The organism is Enterobacter vonholyi (assembly GCF_008364555.1).
GTDB lineage: Bacteria > Pseudomonadota > Gammaproteobacteria > Enterobacterales > Enterobacteriaceae > Enterobacter > Enterobacter vonholyi.
The window spans coordinates 98,301-118,170 of record NZ_VTUC01000038.1 but is presented as its reverse complement, the minus strand read 5'-3'; the positions used below and the strand labels follow the sequence as shown (position 1 = coordinate 118,170).

The following is a 19,870-nucleotide window of genomic DNA, read 5'->3' as shown; positions in this document are numbered from 1 at the left end:
TCATGGCAGATTACCAGGGCAAAAAAGTCGTTATCATCGGGTTGGGCCTCACGGGGCTCTCCTGCGTGGACTTTTTCCTCGCGCGCGGCGTGACGCCGCGCGTGATGGATACGCGTGTCTCTCCGCCGGGTCTGGACAAACTGCCGGAACAGGTTGAACGCCACCTTGGTGGTCTGAATGATGACTGGCTGCTGGCAGCCGATTTGATTGTCGCCAGCCCGGGTATGGCGCTGGCGCACCCTTCGCTGAGCGCTGCCGCGGATGCGGGTGTGGAAATTGTCGGCGATATCGAGCTGTTCTGCCGTGAAGCGCAGGCGCCCGTTATCGCTATTACCGGTTCTAACGGTAAAAGCACCGTCACCACTCTGGTGGGTGAAATGGCGAAAGCGGCAGGCATGAACGTCGGCGTTGGCGGTAACATTGGTTTACCTGCTCTGATGCTGCTGGACAAAGGCTGCGAGCTGTTCGTGCTGGAACTCTCCAGCTTCCAGCTGGAAACGACTTCCAGCCTGCATGCTGCGGCTGCGACGATCCTCAACGTGACTGAAGATCATATGGACAGGTATCCATTTGGCCTGCAGCAATACCGTGCCGCTAAGCTGCGCGTTTATGAAAATGCCAAAGTCTGCGTTGTTAATGCCGATGACGCTCTGACGATGCCGGTGCGTGGCGCAGACGATCGCTGTATTAGCTTTGGTATTACGATGGGGGACTACCACCTGAACCGCCAGTTGGGCGAAACCTGGCTGCGCGTGAAGGGTGAGAAAGTGCTGAACGTGAAAGAGATGAAGCTCACAGGTCAGCACAACTACACCAATGCCCTGGCGGCGCTGGCGCTGGCGGATGCAGTAGGGCTGCCGCGCTCCTCCAGCCTGAAAGCGTTAACCACCTTTTCTGGTCTGGCACACCGTTTCCAGCTGGCGCTGGAGCACAACGGCGTGCGCTGGATTAACGACTCCAAAGCCACCAACGTGGGCAGCACGGAGGCCGCGCTGAACGGGCTGCACGTTGACGGCACCCTGCATTTACTGCTGGGCGGCGACGGTAAATCAGCTGATTTTTCCTCGCTGAAGCCCTATCTCTCCGGCGATAACATCCGCCTGTACTGCTTCGGCCGTGACGGCAGCGAACTGGCTGAACTGCGCCCTGAAGTTGCCGAGCAAACCGAAACCATGGAACAGGCGATGCGGTTGATTGCCCCTCGCGTGAAGCCAGGCGATATGGTGCTGCTCTCTCCGGCCTGTGCCAGCCTCGATCAATTCAAGAATTTCGAACAGCGTGGTGATGTCTTTACCCGCCTGGCGAAGGAGTTAGGCTGATGCGTTTATCTCTCCCTCGCCTGAAAATGCCGCGCATGCCAGGATTTGGGATCCTGGCATGGCTGTTTGCGGCGCTCAAAGGCTGGGTGATGGGCTCTCGTCAAAAAGATAACGACAGCCTGATCATGTACGACCGCACGCTGTTCTGGCTCACGATGGGGCTGGCGGCGGTAGGCTTTATTATGGTGACGTCGGCATCAATGCCCGTCGGGCAGCGTCTGGCGAACGATCCTTTCCTGTTTGCCAAACGTGATGGTCTTTACATCATCCTGGCGTTCTGTCTGGCGCTGGTGACCTTGCGTCTGCCGATGGAGTTCTGGCAGCGGCACAGCACGGCGATGCTGATCGCGTCGATTATTATGCTGCTGATCGTACTGGTGGTGGGCAGCTCCGTTAACGGGGCATCCCGCTGGATCGCCTTCGGCCCGCTGCGTATTCAGCCTGCGGAATTTACCAAACTCTCCCTGTTCTGCTACCTGGCTAACTACCTGGTGCGTAAGGTAGATGAGGTGCGTAACAACCTGCGCGGCTTCTTAAAACCGATGGGCGTGATTCTGGTGCTGGCGGTATTACTGCTGGCGCAGCCTGACCTCGGTACCGTTGTCGTGCTGTTCGTTACCACCCTGGCCATGCTGTTCCTGGCGGGCGCGAAGCTGTGGCAGTTCATCGCTATTATCGGGATGGGGATTTCGGCGGTTGTGCTGCTGATCCTCGCCGAGCCTTACCGTATTCGCCGTGTGACCTCGTTCTGGAACCCCTGGGAAGATCCGTTCGGTAGCGGTTATCAGCTGACGCAGTCGCTGATGGCCTTTGGTCGCGGTGAAGTCTGGGGACAGGGGCTGGGGAACTCGGTACAGAAACTCGAGTATTTACCGGAAGCGCATACTGACTTCATCTTCTCCATTATTGCGGAAGAACTGGGTTATATCGGTGTGGTATTAGCGCTATTAATGGTATTCTTCGTCGCTTTCCGCGCCATGTCCATCGGCCGGAAAGCGCTGGAGATCGATCACCGCTTCTCAGGCTTCCTGGCCTGCTCAATTGGTATCTGGTTTAGCTTCCAGGCATTGGTTAACGTCGGGGCCGCAGCGGGTATGCTGCCGACCAAAGGTCTGACGTTGCCGTTGATCAGTTATGGTGGTTCCAGTCTGTTGATTATGTCGACGGCCATCATGCTGTTGTTGCGCATAGATTATGAAACGCGTCTGGAGAAAGCCCAGGCGTTTACACGAGGTTCACGATGAATCAACCGAAGCGGTTAATGGTGATGGCAGGCGGTACCGGCGGACACGTGTTCCCGGGACTTGCGGTTGCGCACCATTTAATGGATCAGGGCTGGCAGGTACGCTGGCTGGGAACCGCAGACCGCATGGAGGCCGACCTGGTGCCGAAACACGGTATCGAGATCGACTTTATTCGTATTTCCGGCCTTCGGGGCAAAGGACTCAAGGCAATGCTGCTGGCACCGGTGCGTATTTTTAACGCCTGGCGTCAGGCGCGCACCATCATGAAGCGCTTTAAGCCCGATGTGGTGCTGGGCATGGGCGGCTATGTCTCGGGGCCCGGCGGGCTGGCGGCGTGGTCGTTAGGTATTCCCGTCGTTCTGCATGAGCAGAACGGTATTGCCGGTCTGACCAACAAATGGCTGGCGAAAATCGCCACTAAAGTCATGCAGGCGTTTCCCGGCGCGTTCCCGAAAGCGGACGTAGTGGGTAATCCGGTGCGTGTCGACGTGCTGGCGCTGCCGCTGCCGGATGCTCGCCTGACGGGCCGTGAAGGGCCGGTTCGTGTGCTGGTCGTCGGTGGCTCACAGGGCGCGCGTATCTTGAACCAGACGATGCCGCAGGTAGCTGCAAAGCTGGGCGATACCGTGACCATCTGGCACCAGAGCGGGAAAGGCGCTCAGCAGACCGTTGAGCAGGCTTACGCAGACGAAGGTCAGCCGCAGCATAAAGTCACAGAGTTTATCGACGACATGGCGGCAGCGTATGCGTGGGCCGATGTCGTGGTCTGTCGCTCAGGCGCGCTGACGGTGAGCGAGATCGCCGCCGCGGGTCTGCCGGCCCTGTTTGTGCCGTTCCAGCACAAAGACAGACAGCAGTACTGGAATGCGCTGCCGCTTGAGAAAGCCGGTGCCGCGAAAATTTTTGAGCAGCCACAATTTACCGCCGACGCGGTCGCCACCACCCTGGCGGGCTGGGACAGAGACGCACTGCTGGAGATGGCACAACGCGCGCGCGCGGCCGCTATCCCTGATGCGACGGAACGGGTGGCAAAAGAAGTGAGCCTGGCAGCCCAGGCTTAACCCTCGCAGCGCGTGTTGCGCTGCACGAATTTTAAGTAGTCGATGGCGTTTAGAGAATGAATACACAACAACTGGCAAAACTGCGTTCAATCGTGCCCGAGATGCGTCGCGTCCGGCACATTCACTTTGTTGGCATCGGTGGTGCTGGCATGGGCGGTATTGCCGAAGTGTTAGCTAACGAAGGCTATCAGATCAGCGGGTCTGACCTGGCGCCAAACCCTGTTACGCAGCAGCTGGCGTCGCTTGGGGCGACTATCTATTTCAACCATCGTCCGGAAAACGTGCGCGATGCGAGCGTGGTGGTGGTCTCAAGCGCCATCTCCTCTGACAACCCTGAAATCGTTGCTGCGCACGAAGCGCGCATTCCGGTGATCCGCCGTGCAGAAATGCTGGCGGAACTGATGCGTTTTCGTCACGGCATCGCCATTGCCGGGACCCACGGTAAAACCACGACCACGGCGATGGTTTCCAGTATTTATGCGGAAGCGGGGCTCGATCCGACGTTCGTCAACGGCGGTCTGGTAAAAGCCGCGGGCGTGCATGCACGTCTGGGCCACAGTCGTTATCTGATAGCTGAAGCGGATGAGAGCGACGCGTCGTTCCTGCACCTGCAGCCGATGGTGGCGATTGTCACTAACATCGAAGCTGACCATATGGATACCTACCAGGGCGACTTCGAGAACTTAAAGCAGACCTTCATCAACTTCCTGCACAACCTGCCGTTCTATGGACGTGCGGTAATGTGCGTAGACGATCCGGTGATCCGCGAGCTGCTGCCGCGCGTGGGTCGTCAAATCACCACCTATGGCTTCAGCGAAGACGCTGACGTTCGCGTGGAGGAGTACAAACAGATTGGTGCGCAGGGACACTTCACGCTGGCGCGTCAGGACAAAGAACTGCTGCACGTCACGCTGAATGCACCAGGGCGCCATAACGCCCTCAATGCCGCAGCGGCAGTGGCCGTCGCGACGGAAGAAGGCATTGATGATGATGCAATTCTGCGCGCGCTGGAAAGCTTCCAGGGCACCGGTCGCCGTTTCGACTTCCTCGGTGAATTCCCGCTGGATGCCGTGAACGGTAAAGCCGGCTCAGCGATGCTGGTGGACGACTACGGCCACCATCCGACCGAAGTGGACGCCACCATTAAAGCCGCACGCGCGGGCTGGCCTGACAAAAATCTGGTGATGATCTTCCAGCCGCACCGCTTCACGCGTACGCGCGATCTGTATGACGATTTCGCCAGCGTCCTGTCACAGGTAGACACCCTGTTAATGCTGGACGTATACGCCGCAGGCGAGACGCCGATTCCAGGGGCCGACAGCCGCTCCCTGTGCCGTACAATCCGTGGACGCGGTAAGGTTGACCCTATTCTGGTTTCTGACCCTGTACAGGTGGCGGAAATTCTGGCACCGGTCCTGACGGGTAACGATTTGATTCTGATTCAGGGCGCGGGAAATATCGGCAAAATCGCCCGTACCTTAGCTGAAATCAAACTGAAGCCGCAAACCCAGGAGGATGAGCATCATGGCTGATAAGATTGCTGTCCTGTCTGGCGGCACCTCGGCAGAACGTGAGGTTTCCCTGAATTCCGGCGCGGCTGTGCTGGCGGGCCTGCGTGAAGGTGGCGTCAATGCGCACCTGGTCGATCCAAAAGAGGTCGACGTGACGCAGTTAAAGGCCATGGGCTTCGATAAAGTCTTTATCGCTTTACACGGTCGTGGCGGCGAAGACGGCACCCTGCAGGGGCTTCTGGATCTGATAGGTCTGCCATACACCGGCAGCGGCGTGATGGCTTCCGCTATCTCAATGGACAAACTGCGCAGCAAGCTGCTGTGGCAGGGCGCAGGTTTACCTGTTGCGCCATGGGTGGCACTGACGCGTCGCGAATTTGAATTGGGCCTGCCGGATAGCGTTAATGCACGCATTGCTGAACTGGGCTTACCGGTTATTGTAAAGCCAAGCCGGGAAGGCTCCAGCGTGGGAATGTCCAAAGTCGACAAAGCTGAAGATCTTTCGTCCGCTTTAGCACTGGCATTTCAACATGATGATGAAGTTTTGGTAGAGAAATGGCTCAGCGGGCCGGAATTTACCGTCGCGATGCTTGGCGAAGAAATTTTACCGTCAATCCGTATCCAACCCGCTGGAGTCTTCTATGATTATGAGGCGAAGTATCTCTCTGATGAGACGCAATATTTCTGCCCAAGTGGTCTTGAAGCTGAGCGTGAAGCCGATTTACAGTCCCTGGTGCTTAAAGCCTGGCATATTCTGGGTTGTCAGGGCTGGGGACGCATCGACGTGATGCAGGATAGTGATGGACAATTTTATCTGCTGGAAGCCAATACCTCTCCGGGAATGACCAGCCACAGCCTTGTGCCGATGGCCGCGCGTCAGGCGGAGATGAGTTTCTCGCAGTTAGTCGTACGCATTCTGGACCAGGCGGGCTGATATGTCTCAGGCTGCATTGAACACGCGCAACCGCGATGACGAGGACGAATACACCTCTTCACGCCGCAGCAATGGAACGCGTCTTGCAGGCATCATTTTCCTGCTCGGGGTGCTGTGCACCGTGTTTATCAGCGGCTGGATGGTCCTGGGCTGGATGGAAGATGCGCAGCGGTTGCCGCTCTCTAAGCTGGTGGTCACCGGTGAGCGTCACTACACGCGTAACGACGATATTCGCCAGTCAATACTGGCGCTGGGTTCGCCTGGCACCTTTATGACGCAGGACGTCAATATTATTCAGAGTCAGATAGAACGTCTGCCATGGATAAAACAGGCGAGCGTAAGAAAGCAATGGCCTGATGAATTGAAGATTCATCTGGTTGAATATGTGCCCATTGCGCGTTGGAATGATCAGCACATGGTTGACGCAGACGGAAATTCCTTCAGCGTCCCGGCCGATCGTGTCAACAAGCAAAATTTACCGATGTTGTATGGCCCTGAAGGCAGCGAAAACGAAGTGTTACAGGGTTTTCGCGAAATGGGTCAGGTGCTGGCGAAGGACAGGTTTACGTTAAAAGATGCTGCCATGACGGCGCGCCGTTCCTGGCAGCTGACGTTAACGAACGGCATTAAGCTCAACCTGGGACGCGGGGACACCATGAAGCGTCTGGCGCGTTTTGTCGAACTTTACCCGGTTTTACAGCAGCAGGCACAGACTGACGGCAAACGGATAAGCTACGTTGATTTGCGCTATGACTCAGGCGCAGCAGTCGGTTGGGTACCGGCTCCGGTCGAGGAACCTAATCAGCAACAGAATCAGGCACAGGTACAGGCAGAACAACAATGATCAAGGCGACGGACAGAAAACTGGTAGTTGGACTGGAGATTGGCACCGCGAAGGTTGCCGCTTTAGTAGGGGAAGTTCTGCCCGACGGTATGGTCAATATCATTGGCGTAGGCAGTTGCCCGTCCCGTGGTATGGATAAAGGTGGGGTAAACGATCTTGAATCGGTGGTGAAATGCGTTCAGCGCGCCATCGATCAGGCTGAACTGATGGCAGATTGCCAGATTTCGTCTGTCTATCTGGCCCTTTCTGGTAAGCACATTAGCTGCCAGAACGAAATTGGTATGGTGCCGATTTCCGAAGAAGAAGTGACGCAGGAAGACGTTGAAAACGTAGTGCACACGGCGAAATCCGTGCGTGTCCGCGACGAACATCGCGTGCTGCATGTCATTCCGCAGGAATATGCGATTGACTACCAGGAAGGGATCAAGAACCCGGTCGGTCTTTCTGGCGTACGTATGCAGGCAAAAGTGCACCTGATCACATGTCACAACGATATGGCGAAGAACATTGTAAAAGCCGTTGAACGTTGTGGCCTGAAAGTTGACCAACTTATTTTCGCGGGTCTGGCGGCAAGTTATTCCGTGCTGACCGAAGATGAACGTGAACTGGGTGTCTGTGTGGTCGATATTGGTGGTGGTACAATGGATATCGCCGTCTATACCGGCGGTGCGTTGCGCCACACTAAAGTGATCCCTTATGCCGGGAACGTTGTGACCAGCGATATTGCTTACGCTTTTGGTACGCCGCCGAGCGATGCAGAAGCAATTAAAGTGCGCCACGGCTGTGCGCTGGGGTCTATCGTTGGCAAAGATGAGAGCGTTGAAGTGCCGAGCGTCGGTGGTCGTCCACCGCGTAGCCTGCAGCGCCAGACGTTGGCAGAGGTGATTGAGCCGCGCTATACCGAGCTGCTCAACCTGGTCAACGAAGAGATTTTACAGTTACAGGAACAGCTTCGTCAGCAGGGTGTTAAGCATCATCTTGCGGCGGGGATTGTATTAACCGGCGGTGCAGCGCAAATTGAAGGTCTTGCGGCCTGTGCTCAGCGCGTGTTCCATACGCAGGTGCGTATTGGTGCGCCGCTGAATATCACCGGTTTAACGGATTATGCTCAGGAGCCGTATTATTCAACGGCTGTGGGCCTGCTTCACTACGGGAAGGAATCTCATCTCAGTGGTGAAGCAGAAGTGGAAAAACGCGTCTCAGTGGGGTCGTGGGTCAAACGACTGAACAACTGGTTGCGAAAAGAGTTTTAATTTTTTTAAGAGACCGGAGAGAATTAGCGGTCTCGGGCGACAGGCACAACGGAGAGAGAAATTATGTTTGAACCTATGGAACTGACCAACGACGCGGTGATTAAAGTCATCGGCGTCGGTGGCGGCGGCGGTAACGCCGTAGAGCATATGGTGCGTGAACGCATTGAAGGTGTTGAATTCTTCGCAGTTAACACCGATGCGCAGGCACTGCGTAAGACGGCTGTAGGCCAGACTATCCAGATCGGCGGTGGTATCACCAAAGGGCTGGGAGCAGGGGCTAACCCGGAAGTTGGTCGCAATGCGGCTGAAGAAGATCGTGAAGCGCTGCGCGCTGCACTGGAAGGTGCGGACATGGTCTTCATCGCAGCAGGTATGGGTGGCGGTACGGGTACCGGCGCAGCACCTGTTGTGGCTGAAGTAGCTAAAGATTTAGGTATCCTGACCGTTGCTGTCGTGACCAAGCCTTTCAACTTTGAAGGCAAGAAGCGTATGGCGTTCGCGGAGCAGGGTATCACCGAGCTGTCCAAGCATGTGGACTCGCTGATCACCATCCCTAACGACAAGCTGTTGAAGGTTCTGGGGCGCGGTATCTCCCTGCTTGACGCATTCGGTGCAGCAAACGACGTGCTGAAAGGCGCGGTCCAGGGTATCGCTGAACTGATTACCCGTCCTGGCCTGATGAACGTTGACTTTGCAGACGTTCGCACCGTGATGTCCGAAATGGGCTACGCGATGATGGGCTCTGGCGTGGCGAGCGGTGAAGATCGTGCAGAAGAAGCAGCTGAAATGGCCATTTCTTCTCCACTGCTGGAAGATATCGATCTGTCTGGTGCGCGCGGTGTGCTGGTCAACATTACCGCTGGCTTTGACCTGCGTCTGGATGAGTTCGAAACCGTGGGTAACACTATCCGTGCGTTCGCCTCTGACAACGCTACCGTGGTAATCGGTACTTCTCTTGACCCTGAAATGAACGACGAGCTGCGTGTTACCGTTGTTGCTACCGGTATCGGCATGGATAAACGTCCTGAGATCACCTTAGTGACTAACAAGCAGACTCAGCAACCGGTAATGGATCGTTACCAGCAGCACGGTATGTCTCCTCTGACTCAGGAGCAGAAACCGGCCGCGAAAGTGGTGAACGACCCAACGCCGCAAACGGCGAAAGAGCCAGATTATCTGGATATCCCGGCGTTCCTGCGTAAGCAAGCTGACTAAGAATTGGCTGGAATTTGGGGATTTGCGCTCTTTGTGCTAAACTGGCCCACCGTTAGTGATATACACTCTCGGTTGGATAGTTAATTTGGCGAGATTATACGATGATCAAACAAAGGACACTTAAACGTATCGTTCAGGCGACGGGTGTCGGTTTACATACCGGCAAGAAAGTCACGCTGACGTTACGCCCTGCGCCGGCCAATACCGGGGTCATCTATCGTCGCACCGACTTGAATCCACCGGTAGATTTTCCGGCCGATGCCAAATCTGTGCGTGATACTATGCTCTGTACTTGTCTGGTTAACGAGCATGACGTGCGGATTTCTACCGTTGAGCACCTGAACGCCGCCCTGGCGGGACTGGGTATCGACAACATTATTGTTGAAGTCGATGCGCCAGAAATCCCGATTATGGATGGCAGTGCTGCACCGTTCGTCTATCTGTTGCTGGATGCTGGCATCGAAGAACTGAACTGCGCGAAGAAATTTGTTCGCATCAAAGAGACCGTTCGCGTCGAAGATGGCGACAAATGGGCTGAATTCAAACCGTACAATGGTTTCTCGTTGGACTTTACCATCGACTTTAACCATCCGGCGATTGACTCCAGCACCCAACGCTATGCGATGAACTTCTCTGCCGATGCGTTTATGCGCCAGATAAGCCGAGCCCGTACGTTTGGCTTCATGCGTGATATCGAATATCTGCAGTCCCGCGGCCTGTGCCTGGGCGGCAGCTTCGATTGTGCCATCGTTGTTGACGATTATCGCGTACTGAACGAAGACGGCCTGCGTTTCGAAGATGAATTCGTTCGTCACAAAATGCTGGATGCTATCGGCGACCTGTTCATGTGTGGTCACAACATCATTGGTGCATTTACCGCGTTCAAATCCGGTCATGCGCTGAACAACAAACTGTTGCAGGCCGTCCTGGCAAAACAGGAAGCCTGGGAATATGTGACCTTCGAAGACGAAGCTGAGCTGCCGCTGGCTTTCAAAGCACCGAGCATGGTTCTGGCGTAACGGTTCACGCCGTTTCGTAAAAAAATCGACTGGTTAACCTGGTACTCTCTCCGACCAGGAAGACCAGTCGTTTTTATTTTTACCCTTCTTAGTTTGCCCCAGCGTTATCTCTTGTTTGTCTTTCGCAGAAAATGTGTGCGTTAGCTGCATTCTTGACCGTTTTTCCCCGCGGCGGCACCTCATTCCTGCTGATGTGCATTGGCTTTAGTGATACTATCTGGGCGCTAAAAGAATAACTGAACTCAGCCTCTGCAAGGCTGGCTTATTGGGTGGAGCAGGTGAGCGGAATACTGACGCGCTGGCGACAATTTGGCAGACGTTACTTCTGGCCGCATCTCTTATTAGGGATGGTCGCGGCGAGCTTTGGCTTGCCTGCGCTCAGCAACAGTGCCGAAGCGGCGACGCCCGCAAAAACCTCCACGACTAAACACGATTTCAACACGCGGGTTAACTTCACTAATCTTGCGTGGCTTGAAGCCAGCCGCCGTCCAAACTTCACCGTCGATTACTGGCACCAGCACGCTATCCGCACGGTTATCCGCCATCTGTCGTTTGCGATGGCACCGCAGGCCATGCCTGTTGCGGAAGAGGCGCTGCCGGTGCAGGCTCAGCATCTTGCCCTGCTGGACACGCTCAACGCGCTGCTCACGCAGGACAGCCAGCCGCCGGTCATAGCTCGTCAGTCGACGCAACGTGAGTTTGTTTCACCTGTTTCATTCTCTGTTTCAACCTGGATTAGCCAGGCTCACGGCATTCGCGCCGGGCCGCAACGCCTCAGCTAAATTAACTTTTTCAATACCTTAATTTATCTGCCCACAATGGGGCGTTTGAGAATTTATTATGCTAATCAAATTGTTAACTAAAGTTTTTGGTAGTCGTAACGATCGTACCCTGCGCCGTATGCGCAAAGCAGTTGCCGTCATCAACGGTATGGAACCGGCGATGGAGAAGCTCTCTGATGACGAGCTTAAAGCGAAAACAGCGGAATTTCGTGCGCGTCTGGAAAAAGGTGAAACCTTAGAAAGCCTGATCCCGGAAGCGTTTGCTGTCGTGCGCGAAGCGAGTAAGCGTGTATTCGGCATGCGTCACTTCGACGTTCAGCTGCTGGGTGGTATGGTGCTCAACGAGCGCTGCATCGCGGAAATGCGTACCGGTGAAGGTAAAACCCTGACCGCAACGCTGCCGGCTTACCTGAACGCGCTGACCGGTAAAGGCGTTCACGTCGTTACCGTCAACGACTATCTGGCGCAGCGTGACGCCGAAAACAACCGTCCACTTTTCGAATTCCTCGGTATGACTGTCGGCATCAACATGTCCGGCCTGCCTGCGCCAGCCAAGCGTGAAGCGTATAACGCGGATATTACCTACGGTACCAACAACGAATACGGCTTCGACTACCTGCGTGACAACATGGCGTTCAGCCCTGAAGAGCGCGTCCAGCGTAAGCTGCACTACGCGCTGGTGGATGAGGTGGACTCCATCCTGATCGATGAAGCGCGTACTCCGCTTATCATCTCCGGCCCGGCTGAAGACAGCTCCGAGATGTACCGTAAAGTCGACAAAATCATTCCACACCTGCTGCGTCAGGAGAAAGAGGACTCCGACACCTTCCAGGGTGAAGGCCACTTCTCCGTTGATGAAAAAGCGCGCCAGGTAAACCTGACCGAACGCGGTCTGGTGAAAATTGAAGAGCTGCTGGTCGCTGAAGGCATCATGGAAGAGGGTGAGTCCCTGTACTCCCCAAGCAACATTATGTTGATGCACCACGTGACCGCTGCACTGCGTGCGCACGCGTTGTTTACCCGCGACGTCGATTACATCGTGAAAGACGGTGAAGTGATCATCGTCGATGAACACACCGGCCGTACTATGCAGGGACGTCGCTGGTCTGACGGTCTGCACCAGGCTGTGGAAGCCAAAGAAGGTGTGGATATTCAGAATGAAAACCAGACGCTGGCGTCTATCACCTTCCAGAACTACTTCCGTCTGTACGAGAAGCTTGCAGGGATGACCGGTACCGCCGATACCGAAGCGTTTGAATTCAGCTCCATCTACAAGCTGGATACCGTGGTTGTTCCAACCAACCGTCCGATGATCCGTAAGGATATGCCGGATCTGGTGTACATGACCGAAGCGGAAAAAATCCAGGCAATCATTGAAGACATTCGCGAACGTACCGCAAAAGGCCAGCCGGTTCTGGTGGGGACCATCTCCATCGAGAAATCCGAAGTGGTTTCCAACGAGCTGACCAAAGCAGGCATCAAGCACAACGTTCTGAACGCCAAGTTCCACGCTAAAGAGGCAGACATTGTTGCGCAGGCGGGTTATCCGGCTGCCGTCACCATCGCCACCAACATGGCGGGTCGTGGTACCGATATTATGCTGGGCGGTAGCTGGCAGGCTGAAGTGGCTGAGCTGGAAAACCCAACGCCAGAACAGATTGCGCAGATCAAAGCCGACTGGCAGGTTCGTCATGACGCCGTTCTGGCTTCCGGCGGTCTGCACATCATCGGTACGGAGCGTCACGAATCGCGTCGTATTGATAACCAGCTGCGTGGTCGTGCGGGTCGTCAGGGTGATGCCGGTTCATCCCGCTTCTACCTGTCTATGGAAGATGCGCTGATGCGTATTTTTGCTTCCGACCGCGTATCCGGCATGATGCGTAAGCTGGGGATGAAACCTGGCGAAGCCATTGAGCACCCGTGGGTGACCAAAGCGATCGCGAACGCACAGCGTAAAGTGGAAAGCCGCAACTTTGATATTCGTAAGCAACTGCTGGAATATGATGACGTGGCTAACGATCAGCGTCGTGCGATCTACACCCAGCGTAACGAACTGCTGGACGTCTCCGACGTGAGCGAAACCATCAATAGCATTCGTGAAGATGTGTTTAAAGCCACCATCGACGCGCATATTCCACCGCAGTCTCTGGAAGAAATGTGGGATATCGAAGGCCTGCAGGAACGCCTGAAAAACGACTTTGACCTCGATCTGCCAATCAAAGAGTGGCTGGATAAAGAGCCTGAGCTGCACGAAGAGACCTTGCGTGAACGTATCTTTGAAACCGCGCTGGACGTATACAAGCGTAAGGAAGAGGTTGTTGGCGCTGAGATGATGCGTCACTTTGAAAAAGGCGTGATGCTGCAGACTCTGGACTCCCTGTGGAAAGAGCACCTGGCGGCGATGGACTACCTGCGTCAGGGTATCCACCTGCGTGGCTATGCGCAGAAAGATCCGAAGCAGGAATACAAGCGTGAATCCTTCTCCATGTTTGCGTCTATGCTGGAGTCACTGAAGTATGAAGTGATTAGCACCCTGAGCAAGGTTCAGGTGCGCATGCCGGAAGAGGTAGAAGCGATGGAGCAGCAGCGTCGTGAAGAAGCCGAGCGTCTGGCACAAATGCAACAGCTGAGCCACCAAACCGACGACAGCGAAGCTGCAGCGGCGATCGCCGCGCAGACCGGCGATCGTAAAGTGGGTCGTAACGATCCGTGCCCGTGTGGTTCCGGTAAAAAGTACAAGGCGTGCCACGGCCGTCTGAGCTAAGTTCATAAAAAAACAAAAAGGCGCAGATTTCTGCGCCTTTTTTATGGAAGCGACACTATGAAAATACTGCAAATTGCCGTCGGGATTATCCGCAACCCGCAAAACCAAATCTTCATCACCCAGCGCGCTGCCGACGCCCACATGGCAAACAAGTGGGAGTTTCCGGGCGGTAAAATCGAGTCAGGTGAAACGCCGGAAGAGGCGCTGGTTCGCGAGCTTCAGGAAGAGGTGGGGATCACCCCGCATGGCGCAACGCTGTTTGATAAGCTTGAATACCAGTTTCCGGACAGGCACATCACGCTGTGGTTTTGGCTGGTGGAAAACTGGGAGGGTGAACCCTGGGGAAAAGAGGGACAGCCGGGTAACTGGGTGGAACTTCAGGCAAGTGATGCCGAAAAATTCCCGCCAGCCAATGAGCCTGTGATCCTCCGGTTAGCCGCACAATCGTAGGCCTGCTAAGCGAAGGCCAGCAGGCGTTACTGATTACTGCTGGGTTTCGCTCCAGTCGTCGCTGTCCGAGAGACCGCCTTCACTTGGAATGCGTTTCTCTTCCGCCGCCCATTCGCCCAGATCAATGAGCTGGCAGCGCTTGCTGCAGAATGGGCGGAACGGACTCACTTCGCCCCATACAACGGTTTTGCCGCAGGTCGGGCAGCTTACGGTGGTGACATCAGACATCGGCACTCCTTAACAACAGGCCAGTTCAAAATCGAGACGTTCCGGCACGGTGCCATTTTCACTGTCCAGCGGCATAAAGCGAATCGCAAAACGGCTCTTATGCCCGGAAATCTGCGGGTAAAGCTGTTCGCCAAGCGATAAATTCAGGCGCAGAAGATCGGCATCATCACCGTTATCCTGGTAGAAACCATTCAGGCTGGTTTGCTTGCGGAACGGCGCAGAGTTACGTATCAGGTCGAGGATCAGCGACAGCGTCTGGTGCATAGGCTCCAGGCTTGCCAGCCAGCTGTTCACCTGCGCGTCACGCTGAGCCTGTGGCATATGTAGCCACATATGCAGCGTCGGCAGGTCGAAGCTACAGCAGCCGCCAGGGATGCTCAGGCGCTGGCGCACCAGACCAATCAGGCGGTCTTCGCGCAAAAACTGCCCGACGCGTGGCGCGGCCATCAGGACGGCGCTACTGCTTTTCAACTGCTGGCGGAGCGCGTCGATACGGCTCTGATCTACGCCGGGGACTTCTGTCCATGCCTGCAATTTACGCTGCTGGCGCTCCAGCTCTTTGAGTAATTCTGTGCGGACATCACCGCGTTCAATCACATCCAGCAGATCGCCTACGTTGCGGAAGAAGTGCAATGCGGTGGCATGATCGTTAACCGGCAGATGTTGTGAAAGTTGTTGAATAAGAAATTCGATACGCAGCCAGGTGCGCATTTTTTCGTTGAGCGGATGCTCAAAAAGGATGTGTGTCGACATTATGGTTTTTCCTGTGCAACGGCCTGCGCGGCGAACGTCAGATACTGCGCGTGCAGACGGGCAACATCCGATGCAATGGCATCTGGTGCGCCGTTATTATCAATAACATCATCCGCCACGGCAAGACGCTGAGCGCGCGTAGCCTGAGCGGCAAGAATTTGTTCAGCATGCTCCCGCGAAACGCGATCGCGCGTCATGGTTCTCTGGATTTGCGTTTCGGGTTCAACATCAATCACCAGCACCCGATCGGCTTTCTGATGCAGCTGATTTTCCACCAGCAGCGGGACCACCCACAGGACATAGGGCGAGCGGGCTGCGGCTATCTGACGCTGAGTTTCCTGGTGGATGATGGGGTGGAGCAGGGCATTAAGCCAGGCTTTTTCCGCAGAATCAGAAAAAATCCATTCGCGAAGCTGACGGCGATTCAGTGTGCCGTCGGCATTGATGATTGCCTGACCAAAATGTTCTGCTATGGCCTTTAGCGCGGGTGTATTGGGCTCTACCACCTGGCGGGCAATGATATCGGCATCAATAATCGTGATACCCAAACGAGAAAACGCGTCCGCAACGGTACTTTTGCCACTACCGATGCCGCCGGTTAATGCGACGATATACCCCATTAAATCAAATCCTGGGAATTATTCATTATTAAAATCAGTGGATTAAAACTCTCAGGTGCGCCAGCAACTGTTTAGCCCTGTTTACCGGCTTTTGACCAGGTAAATTTATAGGATTGTAGCGTAAAAAAAGAGAATTTCGCAGTCTTGCGGAGCAGGTATTAGTGCGTATGATAGCGTCACTGGAGTTGTGCTTTTAACATATTTGCCTCTAACCCCAGGAATCCGCACATGCGTATCGAAGAAGATCTGAAGTTAGGTTTCAAAGACGTTCTTATCCGCCCTAAACGCTCTACACTGAAAAGTCGCTCAGACGTTGAACTCGAACGTCAATTCACCTTTAAGCATTCCGGTCAGACCTGGTCTGGCGTGCCGATCATTGCTGCCAATATGGATACTGTGGGTACCTTTGAGATGGCAACCGCCCTGGCACAGTTTGATATTCTCACCGCCGTGCACAAACATTACAGCCCTGAAGAGTGGAATGCGTTTGTCGCGTCCACATCTGCTGACGTAGTGAAGCATGTGATGGTTTCTACCGGCACCTCCGATGCGGATTTCGAGAAGACCAAACAGATCCTGAACGCTAACCCGGCGCTCAACTTCGTTTGTATTGACGTGGCGAACGGTTACTCCGAGCACTTCGTGCAGTTCGTCAGCAAGGCGCGTGAGGCCTGGCCGACGAAAACCATCATCGCGGGCAACGTGGTGACCGGTGAAATGTGTGAAGAGCTGATCCTCTCCGGTGCCGATATCGTGAAAGTGGGCATTGGTCCGGGCTCTGTATGCACGACACGCGTCAAAACCGGCGTCGGTTATCCGCAGCTCTCCGCCGTCATTGAATGTGCCGATGCGGCGCACGGGCTGGGCGGACAGATCATCAGCGACGGCGGTTGCACCATGCCGGGTGATGTCGCAAAGGCTTTCGGCGGCGGCGCGGACTTCGTGATGCTCGGCGGTATGCTGGCAGGTCACGAAGAGAGCGGTGGTACCGTAGTTGAAGAGAACGGCGAGAAATTCATGCTGTTCTACGGCATGAGCTCTGAGTCTGCGATGACCCGTCACGTCGGTGGCGTGGCAAAATACCGTGCGGCAGAAGGCAAAACCGTGAAGCTGCCTTTGCGCGGCCCGGTTGAAAACACTGCACGCGATATCCTCGGCGGCCTGCGCTCTGCCTGCACCTACGTTGGGGCATCCCGTCTGAAAGAGCTGACAAAGCGTACGACGTTTATTCGCGTTCAGGAACAAGAAAACCGCGTATTCAATAGCCTGTAATGGCTTTCGCTGGCGCATGCCCGTGCGCCAGCCCTACTGTACTATCCCGCACTCAACGCATCCCCCAGATGGAAAATTGGCAGGTACATTGCCACCACCAGCGTGCCGATGATGACCCCTGTCACAATCAGAAGCACTGGCTCGAGAAGTGCCGCCAGATTATCTGCTCGTTGAAAGGTCTGTTCCGTGTGATGCCGGGCGAGGTTTGCCAGCATGATATCCAGCGCACCTGACATTTCGCCGGTTCGTAAAAGCTGAATACACAGCGGGGTAAAGATGTCCACTTTATTAAAGGATGACCAGACGGGGAGACCTTTTTCAATGTCCTCCCGAACGCCACGGAGTATTCCCTGCCAGTACCGACTTTCAACGGTCTCCTCTGCACTCTCCAGGCCCTGTAGAAAGGGGATTCCGGACTGCTGCGTGAGTGACAGCACGGTAAAGATGTGCCCCAGTTTTTGTCCTTTTGCCAGCGCGCCCATCACGGGCGTATACATCAGCATGCGCTGCCACCGAGGGTTCTGCCGCAGAGCCCAGGCAGCGGCTAAGGGCGCTAATAACGCGGCGAACAACGCGAGGGCATAGGACTGGATAAAGGCGGCCAGCCCCATGACCATCTGAGTCAGCAGCGGAAGCGGAGCGTTAAACGTTTTATAGATCGCGGCAAACTCCGGCAAGACCAGGATGACCATCGCCAGCACCACGAGCACGGCCAGCGTCAGGACAATCGCCGGATAGCGCAGGGCTTTTTTTACCTTTGCTCTGAGCTCCTGCTGCGCTTTTTGCTGCTGCGCGAGCTGGCGACAACACTCCTCCAGTTTCCCTGTGAGCTCACCGGTTTTCACCATCGAGACATGCAGTGGGCTAAAAACGGCTGGCCACTTTTTTAGCGACTCAGAAAAGGGGGCTCCCTCACTGAGCTCATCGGCAATACTTTGCAGCAGTGCCTGCCACGGTTTTAACGGATGTTGCTCTGCCAGCATCTGCAGGCTGTGGGACAACGTCAGCCCGGCCTGCAAAAGCGTTGCAAGCTGGCGAAACATCTCGTAGCAGTGATGTGGCCGCCAGCGGTGTCGCTGAGTGCATCGGGTCAGCGTCAAAGGATGGAGATCGCTCCGCATTAGCCTGGTGAAGGCGGCATTGCGGTCTGTGGCCCAGAGTGTCCCGCTTCGGGGTTCTCCTTCTTTGGTGAGCGCTCGCCAGCTCCAGAGTTGATTAGCCGCCATCCGGCATTCCCAGCACGCGCACCAGTTCTTCGACCGTGGTCAACCCTTGTTCAACGGCCATGCAACCGTGCTCGTAAAGAGAAATCATTCCCGCCTGCCGGGCGCTCGCTTCTATCACTTCTGTTCCCGCTCCACTGGCAATGGCCTGCCGCAGGGCATTGTCGATCGTCAGGACTTCAAAAATGGCCACGCGACCATAAAAACCGTGATAACACCGTTCGCAGCCGGTGGGCTGCCAGCGTGGAAGCGGTCTGGGCCATACGGCGCGCGGTAATTCAGCATGCTCGCTGGCTTCCCGACGACAATGTGGGCACAGGCGCCTGACCAGTCGCTGGGCAATCACCATCGACAGCGCGGAAGATATCATCCAGCGCGCGACGCCCATCTGCTCAAGGCGAATCAGGGTTTCTGTCGTCGAGTTGGTGTGAAGCGTTGACAGTACCAGATGACCGGTCTGGGCGGCATTAATGGCAATTGCTGCCGTTTCACCGTCACGGATTTCGCCGACCATAATGATGTCGGGATCCTGACGTAGCAGCGCCCTCAACACGCTCTGGAATGTTAAACCCGACCGGGGATTAATCTGCGTCTGGTTTAAACCCGTAAGGGGGATCTCAATGGGATCCTCCACGCTGCATATGTTGACGTCAGGGGTGTTACGCGCCTGCAGCGCGCTGTACAGGGTCACGGTTTTGCCGCTGCCTGTAGGGCCGGTGACCAGAATCAGCCCCTGCGGCTGGTGGAGCACCTCGTTGAAACGGGCCAGTTGTTCAGCACTCATACCAAGCGCTTCAGGCTCAAGGGCCTGCTGAACCTGATGCAAGAGACGCAGCACAATTTTCTCACCACCGCTGCAGGGAAGCGTCGCGATCCGAAATGAGACCGGCTCGTTTGCCAGCTCAATCGTAAATTGACCGTCCTGGGGCAAACGACGTTCTGCAATATCCAGGTTACCCAGCACCTTTAAACGTGCGCTGAACAGGCTTGCCAGTTCAGCGGCAAGAGGAGGCTGAGGACAAAGTACGCCGTCGATACGTAAACGAATCTGGCACGCGTGCTCCATCGGTTCGATATGAATATCAGAGGCGCGCCGGTTGATTGCCTGCAGCAGCGTGTGGTTGAGGACATCTACTGTTGAGTATGTTTGCGAAATGCCGGGCAGATGCGATTGGGACGTTAGCTGCCGGTGTTTTTCCATGCGCTCAGCGCTCCAGCACTCAATATCAATTCGTTTCTGGGTCGCGAAGCGCAGCGCCTCCATGAGTTCAGCCGCGGGGCTTCCCACGACGGCAATGCTGACCATGTCACTGTCGCTGGTGAGCAGCAGCGCGCGGTGGCGCAGACAAAGCGCCACGAGTTGCTCGGTATTCATTAT

The 19,870-nt window shown here is 55.5% G+C and carries 18 protein-coding genes; 13 read left to right on the top strand and 5 right to left on the bottom strand.

Going from position 1 to position 19,870, the window contains the following annotated elements:
- Window positions 1–2 precede the first annotated feature (2 nt).
- From murD to mutT, 12 genes are all read left to right on the top strand, one after another.
- Window positions 3–1,319 (top strand): UDP-N-acetylmuramoyl-L-alanine--D-glutamate ligase, encoded by a 1,317-nt coding sequence (murD, locus tag F0319_RS21205; protein ID WP_149367714.1) that lies wholly within the window; start codon window positions 3–5, stop codon window positions 1,317–1,319.
- Entirely contained in the window at window positions 1,319–2,563 is a 1,245-nt protein-coding gene (gene ftsW / locus F0319_RS21200; protein WP_111964038.1) for a cell division protein FtsW, read from the top strand. Before murD ends, ftsW begins: the two co-directional genes overlap by 1 nt.
- The gene (murG, locus tag F0319_RS21195; RefSeq protein WP_149367713.1) at window positions 2,560–3,624 is read left to right on the top strand and encodes an undecaprenyldiphospho-muramoylpentapeptide beta-N-acetylglucosaminyltransferase; all 1,065 of its coding nucleotides are present in this window, start codon (window positions 2,560–2,562) and stop codon (window positions 3,622–3,624) included. The genes ftsW and murG overlap by 4 nt, the downstream gene beginning before the upstream one ends.
- 56 nt (window positions 3,625–3,680) lie before the next feature.
- Window positions 3,681–5,156: a UDP-N-acetylmuramate--L-alanine ligase gene (gene murC / locus F0319_RS21190; protein ID WP_149367712.1), complete on the top strand. Its 1,476-nt coding sequence runs from the start codon at window positions 3,681–3,683 to the stop codon at window positions 5,154–5,156.
- Entirely contained in the window at window positions 5,149–6,069 is a 921-nt protein-coding gene (locus tag F0319_RS21185) for a D-alanine--D-alanine ligase (protein WP_149367711.1), read from the top strand. The genes murC and F0319_RS21185 overlap by 8 nt, the downstream gene beginning before the upstream one ends.
- A gap of 1 nt (window position 6,070) precedes the next feature.
- Window positions 6,071–6,913 (top strand): cell division protein FtsQ, encoded by an 843-nt coding sequence (gene ftsQ, locus F0319_RS21180; protein ID WP_111964036.1) that lies wholly within the window; start codon window positions 6,071–6,073, stop codon window positions 6,911–6,913.
- Window positions 6,910–8,166 carry a cell division protein FtsA gene (gene ftsA, locus F0319_RS21175; protein WP_023334508.1) on the top strand — a complete coding sequence of 419 codons (1,257 nt, stop codon included), beginning with the start codon at window positions 6,910–6,912 and terminating at the stop codon, window positions 8,164–8,166. The genes ftsQ and ftsA overlap by 4 nt, the downstream gene beginning before the upstream one ends.
- Before the next feature lie 63 nt (window positions 8,167–8,229).
- On the top strand, window positions 8,230–9,381 hold the full coding sequence (gene ftsZ, locus F0319_RS21170) for a cell division protein FtsZ (protein WP_008501978.1): 1,152 nt from the start codon (window positions 8,230–8,232) through the stop codon (window positions 9,379–9,381).
- A gap of 101 nt (window positions 9,382–9,482) precedes the next feature.
- Entirely contained in the window at window positions 9,483–10,400 is a 918-nt protein-coding gene (gene lpxC, locus F0319_RS21165) for a UDP-3-O-acyl-N-acetylglucosamine deacetylase (protein ID WP_008501977.1), read from the top strand.
- A gap of 278 nt (window positions 10,401–10,678) precedes the next feature.
- Window positions 10,679–11,182: a secA translation cis-regulator SecM gene (gene secM / locus F0319_RS21160; RefSeq protein ID WP_188035116.1), complete on the top strand. Its 504-nt coding sequence runs from the start codon at window positions 10,679–10,681 to the stop codon at window positions 11,180–11,182.
- A 58-nt stretch (window positions 11,183–11,240) separates the two neighbouring features.
- Entirely contained in the window at window positions 11,241–13,946 is a 2,706-nt protein-coding gene (secA, locus tag F0319_RS21155; protein ID WP_111964034.1) for a preprotein translocase subunit SecA, read from the top strand.
- A 57-nt stretch (window positions 13,947–14,003) separates the two neighbouring features.
- Window positions 14,004–14,396 (top strand): 8-oxo-dGTP diphosphatase MutT, encoded by a 393-nt coding sequence (mutT, locus tag F0319_RS21150; protein WP_111964033.1) that lies wholly within the window; start codon window positions 14,004–14,006, stop codon window positions 14,394–14,396.
- 33 nt (window positions 14,397–14,429) lie between these two features.
- On the opposite strand, the gene yacG is transcribed toward mutT, so the two are convergent.
- From yacG to coaE, 3 genes are read right to left on the bottom strand one after another with little or no spacing between them, the layout of a single operon-like run.
- Entirely contained in the window at window positions 14,430–14,624 is a 195-nt protein-coding gene (gene yacG, locus F0319_RS21145; protein ID WP_111964032.1) for a DNA gyrase inhibitor YacG, read from the bottom strand.
- Window positions 14,625–14,633: 9 nt separating this feature from the next.
- Window positions 14,634–15,377, bottom strand: coding sequence for a cell division protein ZapD (gene zapD, locus F0319_RS21140; protein ID WP_047173318.1), 744 nt, complete (start codon window positions 15,375–15,377; stop codon window positions 14,634–14,636).
- The gene (coaE, locus tag F0319_RS21135) at window positions 15,377–15,997 is read right to left on the bottom strand and encodes a dephospho-CoA kinase (protein WP_149367710.1); all 621 of its coding nucleotides are present in this window, start codon (window positions 15,995–15,997) and stop codon (window positions 15,377–15,379) included. Before coaE ends, zapD begins: the two co-directional genes overlap by 1 nt.
- A gap of 228 nt (window positions 15,998–16,225) precedes the next feature.
- Between coaE and F0319_RS21130 the strand changes: the two genes are divergently transcribed.
- Window positions 16,226–17,269 carry a GMP reductase gene (locus F0319_RS21130; protein WP_127729618.1) on the top strand — a complete coding sequence of 348 codons (1,044 nt, stop codon included), beginning with the start codon at window positions 16,226–16,228 and terminating at the stop codon, window positions 17,267–17,269.
- Window positions 17,270–17,310: 41 nt separating this feature from the next.
- Here the strand turns inward: F0319_RS21130 and hofC are convergent, their stop codons facing one another.
- Both hofC and gspE read right to left on the bottom strand, forming a co-directional pair.
- Window positions 17,311–18,495: a protein transport protein HofC gene (hofC, locus tag F0319_RS21125; protein ID WP_149367709.1), complete on the bottom strand. Its 1,185-nt coding sequence runs from the start codon at window positions 18,493–18,495 to the stop codon at window positions 17,311–17,313.
- Window positions 18,485–19,867 (bottom strand): type II secretion system protein GspE, encoded by a 1,383-nt coding sequence (gene gspE / locus F0319_RS21120; RefSeq protein WP_149367708.1) that lies wholly within the window; start codon window positions 19,865–19,867, stop codon window positions 18,485–18,487. Before gspE ends, hofC begins: the two co-directional genes overlap by 11 nt.
- Window positions 19,868–19,870: the final 3 nt, after the last annotated feature.

Excerpts from the sequence above, each read along its gene's own strand:
- ftsZ (WP_008501978.1), top strand. The coding sequence starts at position 8,230 with ATGTTTGAACCTATGGAACTGACCAACGACGCGGTGATTAAAGTCATC.
- ftsA (WP_023334508.1), top strand. The coding sequence starts at position 6,910 with ATGATCAAGGCGACGGACAGAAAACTGGTAGTTGGACTGGAGATTGGC.
- coaE (WP_149367710.1), bottom strand. The coding sequence starts at position 15,997 with ATGGGGTATATCGTCGCATTAACCGGCGGCATCGGTAGTGGCAAAAGT.
- F0319_RS21130 (WP_127729618.1), top strand. The coding sequence starts at position 16,226 with ATGCGTATCGAAGAAGATCTGAAGTTAGGTTTCAAAGACGTTCTTATC.
- secA (WP_111964034.1), top strand. The coding sequence starts at position 11,241 with ATGCTAATCAAATTGTTAACTAAAGTTTTTGGTAGTCGTAACGATCGT.
- hofC (WP_149367709.1), bottom strand. The coding sequence starts at position 18,495 with ATGGCGGCTAATCAACTCTGGAGCTGGCGAGCGCTCACCAAAGAAGGA.
- murD (WP_149367714.1), top strand. The coding sequence starts at position 3 with ATGGCAGATTACCAGGGCAAAAAAGTCGTTATCATCGGGTTGGGCCTC.
- murG (WP_149367713.1), top strand. The coding sequence starts at position 2,560 with ATGAATCAACCGAAGCGGTTAATGGTGATGGCAGGCGGTACCGGCGGA.
- gspE (WP_149367708.1), bottom strand. The coding sequence starts at position 19,867 with ATGAATACCGAGCAACTCGTGGCGCTTTGTCTGCGCCACCGCGCGCTG.
- yacG (WP_111964032.1), bottom strand. The coding sequence starts at position 14,624 with ATGTCTGATGTCACCACCGTAAGCTGCCCGACCTGCGGCAAAACCGTT.
- mutT (WP_111964033.1), top strand. The coding sequence starts at position 14,004 with ATGAAAATACTGCAAATTGCCGTCGGGATTATCCGCAACCCGCAAAAC.
- F0319_RS21185 (WP_149367711.1), top strand. The coding sequence starts at position 5,149 with ATGGCTGATAAGATTGCTGTCCTGTCTGGCGGCACCTCGGCAGAACGT.
- zapD (WP_047173318.1), bottom strand. The coding sequence starts at position 15,377 with ATGTCGACACACATCCTTTTTGAGCATCCGCTCAACGAAAAAATGCGC.
- ftsQ (WP_111964036.1), top strand. The coding sequence starts at position 6,071 with ATGTCTCAGGCTGCATTGAACACGCGCAACCGCGATGACGAGGACGAA.
- ftsW (WP_111964038.1), top strand. The coding sequence starts at position 1,319 with ATGCGTTTATCTCTCCCTCGCCTGAAAATGCCGCGCATGCCAGGATTT.
- lpxC (WP_008501977.1), top strand. The coding sequence starts at position 9,483 with ATGATCAAACAAAGGACACTTAAACGTATCGTTCAGGCGACGGGTGTC.
- murC (WP_149367712.1), top strand. The coding sequence starts at position 3,681 with ATGAATACACAACAACTGGCAAAACTGCGTTCAATCGTGCCCGAGATG.